Here is a 15192-nt window from a genome sequence, read left to right as displayed (position 1 = left end):
GGTTCCAAATGCGTCGTCCCGGCGACTTTATCGAACGGCTCAGAACAGATCCGCGTCCAGCGCCATCAGGTTGGCCGCGCCGGAACGCGCCTGGCGGATCAGCATCGCGGTTTCCGGCAACAGGCGCGCGAAATAGAAGCGCGCGGTGGCCAGCTTGGCGGTGTAGAAGGTATCGCCGGAGCCTTGCTTTTCCAGCGCGATCTTGGCCATGCGGGCGAACAGGTACGAGAACACCAGGTGGCCCACCACGCGCAGGTAAGGCACGGCGGCGGCGCCGGCTTCATCCTGGTTGGCGAAGGACTTCATGCCGATTTCCATGGTCAGCTTGGTGACCTTGTCGCCGATGTCGGCCAGCGGCGTGATGAATTCGGACATCGCTTCGTCGGTGCCGTTCTCTTCCACGAAGGCCTGGATCTGCGCGCCGAACTTCTTCAGCTTGGCGCCGTTGTCCATCAGGATCTTGCGGCCCAGCAGGTCCAGCGACTGAACCGTGTTGGTGCCTTCGTAGATCATATTGATGCGGGCGTCGCGCACGTATTGCTCCATGCCCCATTCGGAGATGTAGCCGTGGCCGCCGTAGACCTGCAGACACTCGGAGGTGGCGATCCAGGCGTTGTCGGTCAGGAAGGCCTTCACCACCGGAGTCAGCAGCGCGACGATGTCGGCCGAATCCTTGCGCACTTCTTCGTCGGGGTGGGACAGTTCCTTGTCCAGTTCCAGCGCGACGTAGGAGGTGAAGGCGCGGCCGCCTTCGGCGAAGGCCTTGGCGGTCAGCAGCATACGGCGCACGTCGGGGTGGACGATGATCGGGTCGGCGGCCTTGTCCGGCGCCTTCACGCCGGTCAGGCTGCGCATCTGCAGGCGGTCCTTGGCGTACACCAGAGCGTTCTGGTAGGCGACTTCGGTCAGGCCCAGGCCTTGCATGCCCACGCCCAGGCGGGCCGCGTTCATGAACACGAACATCGCCTGCAGGCCCTTGTGCGGCTGACCGATCAGCCAGCCGGTGGCGCCGTCCAGGTTCATCTGGCAGGTGGCGTTACCGTGGATGCCCATCTTTTCTTCGATGGCGCCGCAGAAGATCGGGTTGCGCGCGCCCAGCGAACCGTCGGCGTTGGGCAGGAACTTGGGCACGATGAACAGCGAGATGCCCTTGGAGCCTTGCGGCGCATCCGGCAGGCGCGCCAGCACCAGGTGGATGATGTTCTCTGAGACGTCGTTTTCGCCGGCCGAGATGAAGATCTTGTTGCCGGTGATCTTGTAGGAACCGTCAGCCTGCGGCTCCGCCTTGCTGCGCAGCAGGCCCAGGTCGGTGCCGCAGTGCGCTTCGGTCAGGCACATGGTGCCGGTCCACTCGCCCGAGACCAGCTTGGGCAGGTACAGCGCCTTCTGCTCGTCGGAACCGTGCGCGTGCAGGCACTCGTAGGCGCCGTGCGACAGGCCTGGGTACATGGTCCAGGCCTGGTTGCTTGAGTTCAGCATTTCGTAGAACGAATTGTTCAGCGTCAGCGGCAATCCCTGGCCGCCGAATTCGGTGTCGCAGGACAGCGCCGCCCAGCCGGCTTCAACGTACTGCTTGTAGGCTTCCTTGAAGCCCTTCGGGGTGGTGACGGCCTTGGTCTCGCGGTCATAGTGGCAGCCTTCGCGGTCGCCCGAGTGGTTCAGCGGGAACAGCACCTGCGAGGTGAACTTGCCGCCCTCTTCCAGCACCTGGTCGATCAGCTCGCGGTTGGTTTCCGCATGCGGCGGCAGGTCCTTGAACACGTCTTCGACCTTGAGCAGTTCGTGCAGCACGAATTGCATGTCGCGCAGGGGGGCGTTGTATTGGGGCATGAAAGTCTCCGGATTGGGAACAGGTTAGGCGGCCTTCCTGGCTGCCGATTTGGAATTCTTGGTGGTGGTTGCCGCGGGCGCCGCCTTGGCGCTGTCGCTTCCCTGCGGGCGATAGCTGTCGACCAGGCGGCGGAAGCTCGCCTCGGCGCGCTCGACGCTGCCGGGGATGTGCAGGAAGCGGGCGTCGTGGTGCAGCGCCAGGATCAGGCCGTACATTTCATAGACCATCTGGCTGACGTCGACGTCGGCGCGCAGGTGGCCGGCTTCGATGCCTTGCTGGATACAGCGCTCCAGCGCGTCGCGCCAGGCCTGGACCATCGCCACCAGGTGGTCGCGGATGGCGCCGGGACGGTCGTCGTACTCGACCGCGCCGCTGATGTAGATGCAGCCCAGCGCGATTTCGATGGTGACCTGCTTGACCCAGCGCGCGAACATCGCTTCCAGTCGCGGCAAGCCGCGCGGCTCCTTGATGGAGGGGTAGAACACCTCTTGCTCAAAATGGGTGTGGTACAGGCGCACGACTTCGATCTGCAAGTCCTCGCGCGAGCCGAAATGGGCGAACACGCCGGATTTGCTCATCTTCATCTTTTCGGCCAGCAGGCCGATGGTGAGCCCTTCCAGGCCGTCGCGGCTGGCCAGTTCGAGCGCCACCTCGAGGATGGCGGCGCGGGTCTGCTCGCCCTTGCGCAGGAATTTGGGCCGGGTGGTTGCGGTAGTCACCTTGCTTGTCTCTGTCATTGTTGTCTCTTTGGTATCCGCCGCGTGGAGGACGGCGGGGTCGGTCCGGATAAGGCGATCCCTCTTGCGTGCGGATCGTATTTCTGCGAAGTTTTAATTGTTCGCAGAATTTATTCGAACGATCGTACTATTATTCATCGCGCCGCAAATGTCAAACAAAAAATCGGCGCGGACGAGACAAGCGCTCAGGCTTTCCGCCAGGCAAATTTCAGGATGTGGCTGGCTCTTCCGGCCGGGCCGGCGCGGCGGCGCCCAGCAGGTCATGGGCGTCCAGGATGGCGTAGACGATGGCGGGGTTGTGTTCCAGGCACTTGCGGATGGCGGCCGGGATGATTTCGCGGGTCTTGCGGCACAGGCCCGGCTGGTCTGCCAGCCGGATCTGCAAGCCGCGCACGGTGCGCACCTCGACGGCGGCGGGGCTGATCTGCAGCACGATGCCAAGGTTCTTGTGCATCAGCCGGCTGACGTGCAGCAAGTCCTCGTAAGAGCCGATGCGGGAAATGCGCTCGATCAGGCGCTTCTCTTCTTCACGCGTGAGCAGCAGGATGCGGGCCGCTTCCGAACCGAGCTTGTCGAGCAGCAGTTCGCGCTCGCACGCGCACGCGCCGGGCGGGCATTCCTTGCGGATCGCTGGCTGGAACAGGACTGCCTGGGACATCTGCACCTTCGAAGGAAAAGACTGGCCGGGGAATCTCCCGCCATCTTACAACGAGCGGCGGCAACGGATCAGGAGGATGAGCGATCGAGCAGGCGGCGGTCGCGCTTGGTGGGGCGTCCCTTGATCTCGGCCGAAGGCTCGCGAAACAAACGATGCCGCTCGGCCTCCGCTTCGCGGCGGCGCACGCTGTCTTCGGTCTCGCTGTAGAGCGTGGCGGCGATCGCGGCCGAACCGCGCTTGTCGGCGATGCCTGTCACCAGCACCTCCCATTCTGTGGCGCCGTTGTCGATCTCCAGCCGGTCGCCGGCCTTGACGCTGTGGGAAGGCTTGGTGCGCTCGCCGTTGAGCTTGACGCGGCCGCGGTCGATGGCGTCGGTGGCCAGCGACCGCGTCTTGAAGAAGCGCGCGGCCCAGCACCATTTGTCGATGCGGGTGGTGTCCATCATGGATGTTTGAATTGCGAATCGAACGGTAATTTTAAGCCAACGAACGCCGCTGGATCCCGGCCTGCGTCGGGATGACGAAGCGGGTGCTTGCGAAAAAGAAAAACGCCGGCAAACGCCGGCGTTTTTCAGCAAGGCAAAGCTGGACAGCGGATCAGCGCTCAACCGCCAGCGCCACGCCCATGCCGCCGCCGATACACAGGCTGGCCAGGCCGCGCTTGGCGTCGCGGCGCGCCATCTCGTGCAGCAAGGTCACCAGCACGCGGCAGCCGGAGGCGCCGATCGGATGGCCCAGCGCGATCGCGCCGCCGTTGACGTTGATCTTGCTGGTGTCCCAGCCCATCTGCTTGTTGACGGCGATCGCCTGGGCCGCGAAGGCTTCGTTGATTTCCATCAGGTCCAGGTCCTGCGGCGTCCAGCCGGCCTTCTTCAGGGTCAGCTGCGAAGCCGGCACCGGGCCCATGCCCATGATGCTGGGGTCGAGGCCGGCCGAGGAATACGACTTGATCTTGGCCAGCACCGGCAGGCCCAGCTCGGCCGCCAGCCGGGCGGAAGTCACCACCACCGCGGCGGCGCCGTCGTTGATGCCCGAGGCGTTGCCGGCGGTCACCGTGCCGGCCTTGTCGAAGGCCGGACGCAGCGTACCCAGCGACTCGGCGGTGACACCGTGCTTGACGAACTCGTCGGTGTCGAACACCACGGTTTCCTTCTTGCCCTTGATTTCGATGGGGACGATCTCATCCTTGAAGCGGCCGGCCTTTTGCGCGGCTTCGGCCTTGTTCTGCGAGGCGGCGGCGAAGGCGTCCTGCTCTTCGCGCGAGATCTCGAACTTCTTGGCCACGTTCTCGGCGGTGATGCCCATGTGGTATTGGTTGTAGACGTCCCACAGGCCGTCGACGATCATGGTGTCGGTCAGCTTGGCGTCGCCCATGCGGAAGCCGTCGCGCGAATTGTTCAGCACGTGCGGCGAGGCGCTCATGTTTTCCTGGCCGCCGGCGATGACGATCTGGGCGTCGCCGCACTTGATGGCCTGGGCCGCCAGGTGCACCGCCTTCAGGCCGCTGCCGCAAACCTTGCCGACCACGAAGGCCGGCACCATGTCAGGCAGGCCGGCTTTGATCACCGCCTGGCGCGCCGGGTTCTGGCCCAGGCCCGCGGTCAGCACATGGCCGAGGATGACTTCGCTGATGGCTTCGGGCTTGATGCCTGTCTTGGCCAGCAAGGCCTTGATGACTTGCGCACCGAGATCGGCGGCGGAGATCTTCGACAGCGATCCGCCAAATTTGCCAATTGCTGTTCTCTGTGCTGCGACAATGACGACATCATCCATAATTGGCTCCTTTTATTGAAATGGCGGGATATCCCCGCGACCTTCAGCGGGCAACCCGGACGGCCATCTTAGTCCATTTCATCATGGAATGCGATACGGTGGATTTTCGGTATCCGCGAACATTGCGCGGCGGCATCGGGAATGCCGCAAACCCGCGCCAAACATGGCTTATCTTCCGGCAACCGCACGCTAATTCGGGTCAGGCGTCCTGCCCCAGGGTGATGATGTGGATCACCGTGCGGTACAGCAGGAAGGCCGCCCCGTACCAGGCGCGCCGGTACCACGGCACATGCGCGAAATCGGCCAGGTGGACCACTCGCCCGCCGGCCGCGCCGGCCTCGATCTCTTCCCTCAGGTAGTGCGAGAACGACGCATCCTGGATGACCACATTGGCCTCCTGGTTCACGAACAGGGAGAGTCCGTCATAGTTGCTGGAGCCGACCGTGGACCACTTGTCGTCCACCACCGCCACCTTGGCGTGCAGCTCCGTCCTGGTGTATTCGACGATGCGCACGCCGGCGCGCAGCAGCTTGGGGTAGAAGGAATGCGCCACCGCATCCTGCATGGCGAACTGGCCCACACCCAGCAGCAGGGTCACCTTGACGCCGCGCTGCGCCGCTTCTTCCAGCGCGCGCCGCATCTTGCGCCCCGGCGCGAAATACGGATTGGCGAGGAAAGCGCTTTCGCGCGCGCGGCCCAGCGCCTGCAGGTAGGCGCGCTGGATGGTGCGGCGGTTGCGGAAGTTGTCGCGCACCACCAGCGCGGCCTGGGCCTCGCCATGGACCGGCACGTAGGGATGGTGGCGCAACCGCTTGAAATTCTCCCAGCGCGCCTTGAGCTTCATGCGGCCCACGCGCCGCCACTGGGCATCCATCTCGCGGTAGATCTCATGCACCAGCGGACCGGTGACGCGCACCGCGAAATCCCAGCGCGGCGCCGGCAGCGCGATCGCGTGGTCGCGGTCGGAGCGCAGGTCGTCGTTGATATTGAGGCCGCCGACGAACGCCACCTGGCGGTCCACCACGCACAGCTTGCGGTGGCTGCGCGCCACGCCGCGCCGGAACCACGGGTTGAAAGCGCGATGCTGGACGCCGGCGGCCTCCAGCGCTTGCTTGAGCAGCCCGGTCTGCACGCGGCCGGTGCCCAGCCAGTCGTTGATCACATACACCACCACCCCGCGCCGGGCGGCGCGCTGCAAGGCGTCGCGTACCAGGATGCCGGTGTCGTCGCCGGCGAAGATGTAGGTTTCGAGATAGATCTCCACCCGCGCCGCCTCGATCGCCGCAATCAGCGCCGGATAGTAGGCCGCGCCGTTGTGCAGCAGTGCGATCTCGTTGCCGTCGGTGAAGTTCACATGGCGCATGCGGGACTTTTTTCTGGTTCCATCTTATCGGTCGGGATACGTGCGTCCGGGCCTACGCCAGGCGCAACTCGCTGACGATGGGCGCATGGTCGGACAGGCGCGCCCACGGCCCTTCGCTCAACACCTGCGCGGCCTCGACCCGGAAGCCGCGCAGGTAGATCCGGTCCAGCCGCAGCCACGGCAGCATCGCCGGGAAGGTGCGCGCCGGACGGATCGGCGCCGACAACCCGCCCAGCCTGCGCAGCCCGTTCATCAGCCCCTTGGTGGCCGGCTGGTCGAACACTTCCACCACGCCCAGGCGCTGGTACAGCATCTTGCTCAGCTGGTTGCTCCAGTCGTTGAAGTCGCCGGCGATGATCAGCGGCGCATCGGGCGGCGCCGACGTCCGCACCGCTTCGATCAGGGCCTCGGTCTGGCGCCGACGTCCGCCGGCGAACAAACCCAGGTGGACCACGTAGCAGTGCACGTCGACGCCATCCACCGGCACCACGCAATGCAGGATGCCGCGCGATTCGTAAGCGTGGTCGGAGACATCCTGGTTGCGGCTGGAGGCGATGGCGAAGCGCGAAATCAGCGCATTGCCGTGGTGGCCGTGATCGTACACGGCATTCATGCCGTACGCTGCATGATGGGTGTCGCCGGCCAGGTATTCGTGCTGGCCCTGCTGCGGCCAGTTCGACTCGTGGCGCAAGGCGTTAAGGTCATGGCGGCCCTGCACTTCCTGCAGGAACAGGATATCGGCATCGAGCTGGGCCAGCGCCTGCTTCAGCGCCAGGATGCGCGGCCGGCCGCCGAACGAGGTGACGCCTTTGTGGATGTTGTATGTCGCCACGCGCAGCTTCATGGAAACAACCTTTCTTGAACCGGATCAGCCTTGCATATAGCGCGGCAACTGCAGGATCGCTTCCGCATTGGAAGGCGAAAAGCAGCGGTCGGCCGCTTCGCGGTACGGCAGCCACTGGTAGCGCGTATGTTCGCGCGGAGCCAGCGTCACGACAATATCCCGCGGCACCAGCAGGCCGAACACGTGCTCGGTGTTCTTCGTCACGCCGGGCGCGTAGCGGTGCCGCCAGACCGGATAGATTTCATAAATATTGGACAACTGCCAGTCGCGCAGATTGGCGGCCGGCACGGCGTTCGATTCTATCCCCGCTTCGGTTACCGCGATGCCGGTTTCTTCCCGCACTTCGCGTCGGGCGGTGACCGACAGGGCTTCTTCCGGCGTGTCCTTCGAACCGGTCACCGATTGCCAGAAACCGGCCTTGTCGGCGCGCTCGATCAGCAGCACTTCGCGCTCGGCGGTGTGGATCACCACCAGCACCGATTCGGGGATCTTGTAAGGACGTTGGTTCATTGCACTCGAAAATAAAAAAGGCGCCGGAGTTACCGGCGCCTTCATTATGCACAAAACAGCGAGCTAACAGGTTCTTACGCTTTGACGGCCGGCTCGGTATTGCGCAGGCGGATGTGCAATTCGCGCAATTGCTTCTCGTCGACCGCCGACGGCGCCTGGGTCAGCAGGCACTGCGCGCGCTGGGTCTTGGGGAAGGCGATCACGTCGCGGATCGACTCGGCGCCGGCCATCATGGTGACCAGGCGGTCCAGGCCGAAGGCGATGCCGCCGTGCGGGGGCGCGCCGTATTGCAGCGCGTCCAGCAGGAAGCCGAACTTCAGCTTGGCTTCCTCGTCGTCGATCTTCAGCGCGCGGAACACCTTGCTCTGCACGTCGGCGCGGTGGATACGCACCGAACCGCCGCCCAGTTCCCAGCCGTTCAGGACCATGTCGTAGGCCTTGGCGATGGCCGCGCCCGGGTTGGTCGAGATGAAGTCTTCGTGGCCGTCCTTGGGCGAGGTGAACGGGTGGTGCAGCGCGACCCAGCGGGCGTTGTCCTCGTCGTACTCGAACATCGGGAAATCGACCACCCACAGCGGACGCCATGCGTCGTCAAACAGGCCGTTCTTCTTGCCGAACTCGCTGTGGCCGACCTTCACGCGCAGCGCGCCGATGGCGTCGTTGACGACCTTGGCCTTGTCGGCGCCGAAGAAGATCAGGTCGCCGTCTTGCGCGCCGGTGCGCTCGATGATGGCGGCCAGGGCCGCGTCATGGATGTTCTTGACGATCGGCGATTGCAGGCCGTCGCGGCCCTTGGCCTTTTCGTTGACCTTGATGTAGGCCAGGCCCTTGGCGCCGTAGATGGCGACGAACTGGGTGTAGGCGTCGATTTCCGAACGTGGCATGTCGGCGCCGCCCGGCACGCGCAAGCCGACCACGCGGCCGCCTTCGCTGTTGGCCGCGCCCGAGAACACCTTAAACTCGACGTCCTTCATCACGTCGGTCAGTTCGGTGAATTCCAGCTTGACGCGCATGTCCGGCTTGTCGGAGCCGTACTTGCCCATGGCGGTGGCGAAGTCCATCACCGGGAACGGGTTCGGCAGGTCGATGTCGAGCGCGTTCTTGAACACCAGGCGGATCATGCCTTCGAACAGGTCGCGGATTTCCTGTTCGGTCAGGAACGAGGTTTCGCAGTCGATCTGGGTGAATTCAGGCTGGCGGTCGGCGCGCAGGTCTTCGTCGCGGAAGCACTTGGTGATCTGGTAGTAGCGGTCGAAGTTGGCCACCATCAGCAGCTGCTTGAACAGCTGCGGCGACTGCGGCAGGGCGAAGAATTCGCCGGCGTTCACGCGCGAAGGCACCAGGTAGTCGCGCGCGCCTTCCGGGGTCGACTTGGTCAGCATCGGGGTTTCGATGTCGATGAAGCCTTGGGCATCCAGGAACTTGCGCACTTCCATCGCCACCTTGTAGCGCAGGCGCAGGTTGTTCTGCATCTGCGGGCGGCGCAGGTCCAGCACGCGGTGCGTCAGGCGGGTGGTTTCCGACAGGCTGTCGTCGTCCAGCTGGAACGGCGGCGTGACCGACGGGTTGAGCACTTCCAGCTCGTGGCACAGCACTTCGATCTTGCCCGACTTCAGGTTGGCGTTGGTGGTGCCTTCAGGACGGTTGCGCACCACACCGGTGATGCGCAGGCAGAATTCGTTGCGCACCGCTTCGGCGTTCTTGAAAACGTCGGCGCGGTCCGGATCGCACACCACCTGCACCAGGCCTTCGCGGTCGCGCAGGTCGATGAAGATCACGCCGCCGTGGTCGCGGCGACGGTGCACCCAGCCGCACAGGCTGACGGTTTGGCCGAGCAGTGCCTCGGTAGTGAGGCCACAGTATTGGGTTCGCATGGACATGGTTCTGATTCCGTTGACAGTGTTCTTGTTTGATTCGAGAGACTTAAATTGGGACGAATGCGTTGGGGCGAAGGCGGGGCTGGCCGGCGCGCTGGCTGCCGGCCGCCCCGTCAATTGCGGGGCGCCGCCGGCTCGGTGATGATTTTCTTGTCGGCCAGCATTTCCGGGGCCACGACGCCCATGGAGACGATGTACTTCAGCGCTTCGTCGACCGACATTTCCAGCTCGATCGATTCCGCGCGCGGCAGCATCAGGAAGAAACCCGAGGTCGGGTTGGGCGTGGTCGGCACGTACACGCTGATGTAGTCGCCTTCCAGGTGGTTCTTCACCTCGCCGCCCGGGGTGCCGGTCAGGAAGGCGATGGTCCAGGAGCCATGGCGCGGGTACTGGATCAGCACCGCCTTGCGGAAGGCGTTGCCCGAGGACGAGAACAGCGTGTCCGACACCTGCTTGACGCTGGAGTAGATCGACTTCACCACCGGGATGCGGGTCAGGATGCCTTCCCACACCGAGACGATCTGGCGGCCGATGAAGTTGCGCGCGGCCACGCCCGTCAGGAAGATGATCAGCAGCGTGAGGATGGTGCCCAGGCCGGGGATGTAGAAACCCAGCAGGGATTCCGGACGCCAGCTCGGCGGCAGCAGCAGCAGCGACTGGTCCATCGTGCCGATGATCAGGTTGAGCACCCAGAGCGTGATGGCCAGGGGCACCAGGATCAGCAGGCCGGTAATGAAGTATTTGCGCATGGGTCGGAATCGGTGGCGCCGCGGCTCAGCTTGCGCTGGGAGCGGATGCGGTCGGGGTCGAAGGAGCGGCGGCCGGCGTGGCCGCAACAGGTGCAGGTGCGGCGGCGGCAGGTGCAGCAGCAGGCGCGGCATCCGCAGCCTTGGCGGACTCGCTCGCAGCCAGCCCGGTGCCGGTGGCGCCCACGCTGTTGGCGGTGCCGCTGCCATTGCCGCGGAAATCGGTCACATACCAGCCGGAACCCTTCAACTGGAAACCGGCGGCGGTCAGTTGCTTTCTGAAGCTGTCCTTGCTGCAGGACGGGCAAACGGTCAACGCATCGTCGGAGATCTTCTGCAAGACATCCTTGGCAAAACCACACGCTTCGCAGCGATACGCGTAAATCGGCATGACTAACTCCGCAAAAAACTTCCAAAACCCTGAATTATAAAGGGTTTTGGCGCGCTTTTCGCAGGCTGTGCGGCGACTTGTCCACAAGCGGCGCTTTGCGCGCCGCCAAACCCGGCATGATCGTTTTGACAACATCGTGGAAAATGCCGTCCGCGCGCCCCCGGCGCATTCCTTTTATGCAATCTTTCAGGCCGCCACCGCCTGCGGGCGGGAGTTCTTCAGCGCATCCAGGAACTCCCGGCACCACCAATGCACATCGAATTCGCGGATGTTCCGCATCAGCGCCGCATGCCGCTCGCGCCGTTCGGCCTGCGGCATCTGCAGCGCATGCTGGATCACGTGGGCGGTGCCGTGGGTGTCGTAAGGATTGATGATGAGCGCTTCCTTCATCTGCTCGGCGGCCCCGGCGAAACGCGAAAGCACCAGCACGCCGGGGTCTTCCTCGTTCTGGGCGGCGACGAACTCCTTGGCGACCAGGTTCATGCCGTCGCGCAGCGGCGTCACCAGCGCCACCGAGCAGGCCCGGTACAAGCCCGGCAGGCGCCTGCGGGCGACGGTGCGGTGGATGTAGCGGATCGGCATCCAGTCGAAGTCGCCGAAGTCGCCGTTGATGGCGCCGCACAGGCTTTCCAGCTCGCGCTGGATGTCGCCGTAGGCCTCCACGTCCTCGCGGCTGGGCGAGGCGATCTGCAGCAGCGTGGCGCTGTGGCGGTTCTCCGGATACAGGCGCAGCAGTTCGCGGAAGGCGCGGATGCGCTGCGGCAATCCCTTCGAATAATCCAGGCGGTCGACCCCGACCAGGAGGCGCCGGCGCGAATATTCCTGCCGGGTGCTTTCGTAGGTGTCGCGCGCCTCCCTGGCGCGCCCCAGGCGCTGGAAGTCGGCCACGTCGATGCCAATCGGGAAGGCGCCGGCGCGCACGGTTCTGTTGAACGCGCGGTACTGGTTGGCGCCGACCGCTTCGGCGGTGGCCTCCGCCTGCACGTACTGGGCGAAGTGCTGCAAGTCGGCGTGGTTCTGGAAACCCACCAGGTCGTAGGCGAACAGCGCGCGCATCAGCCATTCATGCGAGGGAATCGCCACCAGGATCGGCGGCGGCGGCAGCGGAATGTGCAGGAAGAAACCGATGCGCGCCTCGCAGCCCATGGCGCGCAATTCGGCGGCCAGCGGAATCAGGTGGTAGTCGTGGATCCAGACGATGTCGTCGCGCTTCAAGAGCGGGAACAGCTTGCGCGCGAACAGCTGGTTCACGCGCCGGTAGCCGCCCAGGTGGCCGGACTCGAAATGCGCCAGGTCGAGCCGGTAATGGAACACCGGCCACAGCACGCCATTGGCGTAGCCGCGGTAGTAGGCGTCATGGTCTTCCCGGCACAGGTCGAGCTCGGCCAGCGTCACCGCGCCGGCCTGGTGCACACGCAACTCGCCCTCGCCGGGCGCGCCCTGCTCCACCACCTTGCCGCTCCAGCCGAACCACATGCCGCCGGTCTTTTTCAGCGTCTCGCCCAGCGCCACCGCGAGTCCGCCGGCCGCGGGCTTGCGCGGGTCGGCCAGGCGGTTCGAGACGACGACCAGCCTGCCCATCAGATCACCGCTTCCCACGATGCCGACAGGCGCATCGCGCAGTTGATGATGCCCACCATCGAGTAGGTCTGCGGGAAATTGCCCCACATCCGGCGCGTGACCGGATGCGTGTCTTCCGACAGCAGGCCTAGGTGGTTGCGCACGTCCAGCATGGCATTGAAGATCTCGCGCGCCTGCTCCTTGCGGCCGATGCGCGCCAGCGCGTCGATGCGCCAGAAGGCGCAGATGTTGAACGCGGTCTCGGGCCGGCCGAAGTCGTCCGGCGCTTCGTAGCGGCGCATGTAGGGACCGTCGCACAGGTACTTTTCCAGCGCGTCGACGGTGGCGATGAAGCGCTTGTCGGTCGGCGCGAGCAGGCCGACTTCGACCATCAGCAGCACGCTGGCGTCGAGGTCGCGCCCGCCGAAGCTTTCGGCATAGGCCTGGCGCTGCTCGTTCCAGGCTTCGTTCAGGATGCGGGCGCCGATTTCCTCGGCGCGCGCGCGCCAGTATTGCGCGCGCTGCGCCATGTCCAGCCGCGCCGCGATCTTGGCCAGGCGGTCGCAGGCGGCCCAGCTCATCAGCGCCGACGAGGTATGGATGCGCGAGCGCGTGCGCAGCTCCCACATGCCGGCATCGGGCTGGTGGTAGACCTCGTAGGCGCGCTCTCCGACCGCCTCCAGGTGCTGGAAATGCTCGGCGCCGGCACGGTGGTGCAGGCGCATGTCATGGAAGGCCTGCGCCGCGCCCAGCACGATGTTGCCGTAGACGTCGTGCTGGAAGTGTTCGTAGGCCTGGTTGCCCACGCGCACCGGCCGGTGGTTCTGGTAGCCCGGCAGGTGGTCAAGCACCTGTTCCGGCAGTTCTTCCTCCAGCCCGATGCCGTACAGCGGCTGCACATGGCCGCCGCCGGAGCGCACCACCACGTTGGTCAGCCAGCGCAGGTAGTCTTCCATGGTGCCGAGTTCGGACAGGCTGTTCAGCGCCCTCACCACAAAGAAAGCGTCGCGCAGCCAGCAATAGCGGTAATCCCAGTTGCGCTGGCTGCCGGGCGCTTCCGGCACGCTGGTGGTCATGGCGGCGATGATGGCGCCGGTATCCTCGTACACCGACAGCTTCAGGGTGATGGCGGCGCGGATCACCGCATCCTGCCATTCCAGCGGCGTGGCCAGCGCGCGGCTCCAGTTGCGCCAATAGGCCAGCGTCTCCTGCTCGAAATCGCGCGCGGTGTCGTTGATGCCGCCATGCAGGGTTTCGTCGGGGCCGAGGATGAAGCTGTAGGGGCGATTGACCACGAAGGCGGTCTCGCCGACGATGTAGCTGATGGGCGCATCGGCGTTCAGGCGCAGCGCCTGGCCGTTGCCGACATAGCGGATGTGGTTGCTGCCGCGCGTTTCCAGCGGCACTTCGCGGCCCCAGTCGAACTTCAGGCGCAGGACCACGCGCACGCGCGGCGCGCCCGACAGCGGATGGATGCGGCGCACCAGTTGCAGGGGCCGGAAGAAACGGCCGCGGCTGTGGAAGCGCGGCGCCAGGTCGGTGATCTCGATGCCCTGCCCCAGCGTGTCATACAGGCGCGTACGCAGCACCGCGGTATTGGGCTCATACCATTGCTCGCTGTGCGAGAAATTCTCCAGTTGGAAAGCCCACAGGCTGCCGTTGTCGCTGGGGTCGAGCAGTGCGTTGAACACCGGGTCGCCGTCGAAGCGCGGCAGGCAGCACCAGACGATGCGCCCCATCTTGTCGACCAGCGCCGAGAAGGCGCAATTGCCGATGACGCCCAGGTCCAGGGTCGAAGTGGAAGGATTGTCCTGCGCCGCCAGGTGCGGCTGCTCGGATTGCTGCGATCGGGAATGCGGAAGTGGCTGGGGTTCTTGTTGCGGATTGCTGCTGGGCTGGCTCATGGTTCCCTCGTCCTCTGTTTTTCAGATCAGAAGATCCTGGTAGATGGCTGATGCGCCGCACGGCTGCCGGCGAGCCTTGCGGCGTATATGGTGCGTTAGAACCTGTTCTCAGGCTTCTTCCCGCTCCCCGCCGGAACTGCACGCAAGGGACGCATCCAGCGCCTGGCGCAGCAAGCCGGCCACCGCGGCGGGATCGGCCACGCGCGCCAGCGCCTGGCTGGCGCCATCGCCCACCTTGATGCCCAGGCCGCGCATGGTTTCCGATTGCACCAGGGCGAAGCCGGCCTCGTCGGTCGCGTCGTCGCCGATGAACACCGGGCGCCGCCCACGGAACGGCGCTTCACGCAGGAAGGCCGCGACCGCGTCGCCCTTGTTCACGTGCGGCTTGGCTTCCACCACCATCTTGCCGTTGAGCATGGTGAAACCAGGATCGCACTTCAGGGCATCGAGCATGGCGTCGATACAACGCTGCCGGAGATGCGGGGCATGGCGGTAGTGCAAGGCCAGCGCGCCGCGCTTGATCTCCAGCTGCAGGCCGTCATGCGCGTCGACCAGCGGCAGCAGCCGCTCGCGCAGGTGGTGCACATCGGCCACCGGCTGGACGATGATGCGCCCGTCGGCCGCGCGCCGCTCGGCGCCGTGCACGCCCGCCAGCGGCAGGCGCAGCGGCGCGAGGAAGAAGTCGAGCTGGTCCAGGGGCCGGCCGCTGACGATGGCCAGCGCGCCGTCGGATTGTTGCTGTATCTGCTGCAGGAGCGTGATCAGTTCCGGCGGCACCACGATCTCTTCGGGATGTGGCGCCAGATCGACCAGGGTGCCGTCGAAATCCAGAAATAACGCATCGGCAGCAAAATCGTAGGGGCGAGTTTGCTCAGTCATGCTCTTTCTGGTTAATCAAAGGCAAATAAGTTCCAATTTCTTCTCGAACAACTTCGATGACATTAGTCGAAAAAAAACGGCCGCGCGGCATTGCCGGGCGACCGTTTCATCGACAAAGG

General features: G+C 65.0%; 14 protein-coding genes. All 14 read right to left on the bottom strand.

Annotated elements, in window-relative coordinates:
• Positions 1-39 precede the first annotated feature (39 nt).
• The 14 genes from J7548_RS08980 to otsB all read right to left on the bottom strand — a co-directional run bounded on the left by J7548_RS08980 (position 40) and on the right by otsB (position 15073).
• Positions 40-1830 carry an acyl-CoA dehydrogenase C-terminal domain-containing protein gene (locus tag J7548_RS08980; protein WP_290973448.1) on the bottom strand — a complete coding sequence of 597 codons (1791 nt, stop codon included), beginning with the start codon at positions 1828-1830 and terminating at the stop codon, positions 40-42.
• Positions 1831-1854: 24 nt separating this feature from the next.
• Positions 1855-2568 carry a TetR/AcrR family transcriptional regulator gene (locus tag J7548_RS08975; protein WP_290973445.1) on the bottom strand — a complete coding sequence of 238 codons (714 nt, stop codon included), beginning with the start codon at positions 2566-2568 and terminating at the stop codon, positions 1855-1857.
• Positions 2569-2776: 208 nt separating this feature from the next.
• Positions 2777-3226 (bottom strand): hypothetical protein, encoded by a 450-nt coding sequence (locus J7548_RS08970; protein WP_290973442.1) that lies wholly within the window; start codon positions 3224-3226, stop codon positions 2777-2779.
• A 68-nt stretch (positions 3227-3294) separates the two neighbouring features.
• Entirely contained in the window at positions 3295-3669 is a 375-nt protein-coding gene (locus tag J7548_RS08965; RefSeq protein ID WP_290974913.1) for an RNA-binding S4 domain-containing protein, read from the bottom strand.
• 154 nt (positions 3670-3823) lie between these two features.
• Positions 3824-4999, bottom strand: coding sequence for an acetyl-CoA C-acetyltransferase (locus J7548_RS08960; RefSeq protein ID WP_290973439.1), 1176 nt, complete (start codon positions 4997-4999; stop codon positions 3824-3826).
• 199 nt (positions 5000-5198) lie between these two features.
• On the bottom strand, positions 5199-6362 hold the full coding sequence (gene clsB, locus J7548_RS08955) for a cardiolipin synthase ClsB (protein WP_290973437.1): 1164 nt from the start codon (positions 6360-6362) through the stop codon (positions 5199-5201).
• Between the two features lie 52 nt (positions 6363-6414).
• Positions 6415-7206, bottom strand: coding sequence for an endonuclease/exonuclease/phosphatase family protein (locus J7548_RS08950; protein ID WP_290973434.1), 792 nt, complete (start codon positions 7204-7206; stop codon positions 6415-6417).
• A gap of 24 nt (positions 7207-7230) precedes the next feature.
• Positions 7231-7716, bottom strand: coding sequence for a dihydroneopterin triphosphate diphosphatase (nudB, locus tag J7548_RS08945; protein ID WP_290973430.1), 486 nt, complete (start codon positions 7714-7716; stop codon positions 7231-7233).
• Between the two features lie 74 nt (positions 7717-7790).
• Entirely contained in the window at positions 7791-9596 is a 1806-nt protein-coding gene (gene aspS, locus J7548_RS08940) for an aspartate--tRNA ligase (protein WP_290973428.1), read from the bottom strand.
• 110 nt (positions 9597-9706) lie between these two features.
• Positions 9707-10342 (bottom strand): DUF502 domain-containing protein, encoded by a 636-nt coding sequence (locus tag J7548_RS08935; protein WP_290973426.1) that lies wholly within the window; start codon positions 10340-10342, stop codon positions 9707-9709.
• 25 nt (positions 10343-10367) lie between these two features.
• Positions 10368-10730 (bottom strand): FmdB family zinc ribbon protein, encoded by a 363-nt coding sequence (locus J7548_RS08930; protein WP_290973423.1) that lies wholly within the window; start codon positions 10728-10730, stop codon positions 10368-10370.
• A 186-nt stretch (positions 10731-10916) separates the two neighbouring features.
• Positions 10917-12311, bottom strand: a complete 1395-nt coding sequence (gene otsA / locus J7548_RS08925) for an alpha,alpha-trehalose-phosphate synthase (UDP-forming) (protein ID WP_290973420.1) — start codon at positions 12309-12311, stop codon at positions 10917-10919.
• Positions 12311-14194, bottom strand: coding sequence for a glycoside hydrolase family 15 protein (locus J7548_RS08920; protein ID WP_290973418.1), 1884 nt, complete (start codon positions 14192-14194; stop codon positions 12311-12313). Before J7548_RS08920 ends, otsA begins: the two co-directional genes overlap by 1 nt.
• Before the next feature lie 108 nt (positions 14195-14302).
• The gene (otsB, locus tag J7548_RS08915; protein ID WP_290973416.1) at positions 14303-15073 is read right to left on the bottom strand and encodes a trehalose-phosphatase; all 771 of its coding nucleotides are present in this window, start codon (positions 15071-15073) and stop codon (positions 14303-14305) included.
• Between the last annotated feature and the right edge of the window lie 119 nt (positions 15074-15192).

Origin of the sequence: Herbaspirillum sp. (genome assembly GCF_017744395.1) — a bacterium.
Classification (GTDB): Bacteria; Pseudomonadota; Gammaproteobacteria; order Burkholderiales; family Burkholderiaceae_D; genus Herbaspirillum.
Note: the sequence above shows the minus strand (reverse complement) of the source record. Positions and strands in the feature narration are given on the sequence as shown.

Coding starts and splice junctions, on each gene's coding strand:
- otsA (WP_290973420.1), bottom strand. CDS start 12,311: ATGGGCAGGCTGGTCGTCGTCTCGAACCGCCTGGCCGACCCGCGCAAG.
- J7548_RS08970 (WP_290973442.1), bottom strand. CDS start 3,226: ATGTCCCAGGCAGTCCTGTTCCAGCCAGCGATCCGCAAGGAATGCCCG.
- J7548_RS08930 (WP_290973423.1), bottom strand. CDS start 10,730: ATGCCGATTTACGCGTATCGCTGCGAAGCGTGTGGTTTTGCCAAGGAT.
- clsB (WP_290973437.1), bottom strand. CDS start 6,362: ATGCGCCATGTGAACTTCACCGACGGCAACGAGATCGCACTGCTGCAC.
- J7548_RS08935 (WP_290973426.1), bottom strand. CDS start 10,342: ATGCGCAAATACTTCATTACCGGCCTGCTGATCCTGGTGCCCCTGGCC.
- J7548_RS08980 (WP_290973448.1), bottom strand. CDS start 1,830: ATGCCCCAATACAACGCCCCCCTGCGCGACATGCAATTCGTGCTGCAC.
- J7548_RS08920 (WP_290973418.1), bottom strand. CDS start 14,194: ATGAGCCAGCCCAGCAGCAATCCGCAACAAGAACCCCAGCCACTTCCG.
- J7548_RS08975 (WP_290973445.1), bottom strand. CDS start 2,568: ATGACAGAGACAAGCAAGGTGACTACCGCAACCACCCGGCCCAAATTC.
- otsB (WP_290973416.1), bottom strand. CDS start 15,073: ATGACTGAGCAAACTCGCCCCTACGATTTTGCTGCCGATGCGTTATTT.
- J7548_RS08960 (WP_290973439.1), bottom strand. CDS start 4,999: ATGGATGATGTCGTCATTGTCGCAGCACAGAGAACAGCAATTGGCAAA.
- J7548_RS08950 (WP_290973434.1), bottom strand. CDS start 7,206: ATGAAGCTGCGCGTGGCGACATACAACATCCACAAAGGCGTCACCTCG.
- J7548_RS08965 (WP_290974913.1), bottom strand. CDS start 3,669: ATGGACACCACCCGCATCGACAAATGGTGCTGGGCCGCGCGCTTCTTC.
- aspS (WP_290973428.1), bottom strand. CDS start 9,596: ATGTCCATGCGAACCCAATACTGTGGCCTCACTACCGAGGCACTGCTC.
- nudB (WP_290973430.1), bottom strand. CDS start 7,716: ATGAACCAACGTCCTTACAAGATCCCCGAATCGGTGCTGGTGGTGATC.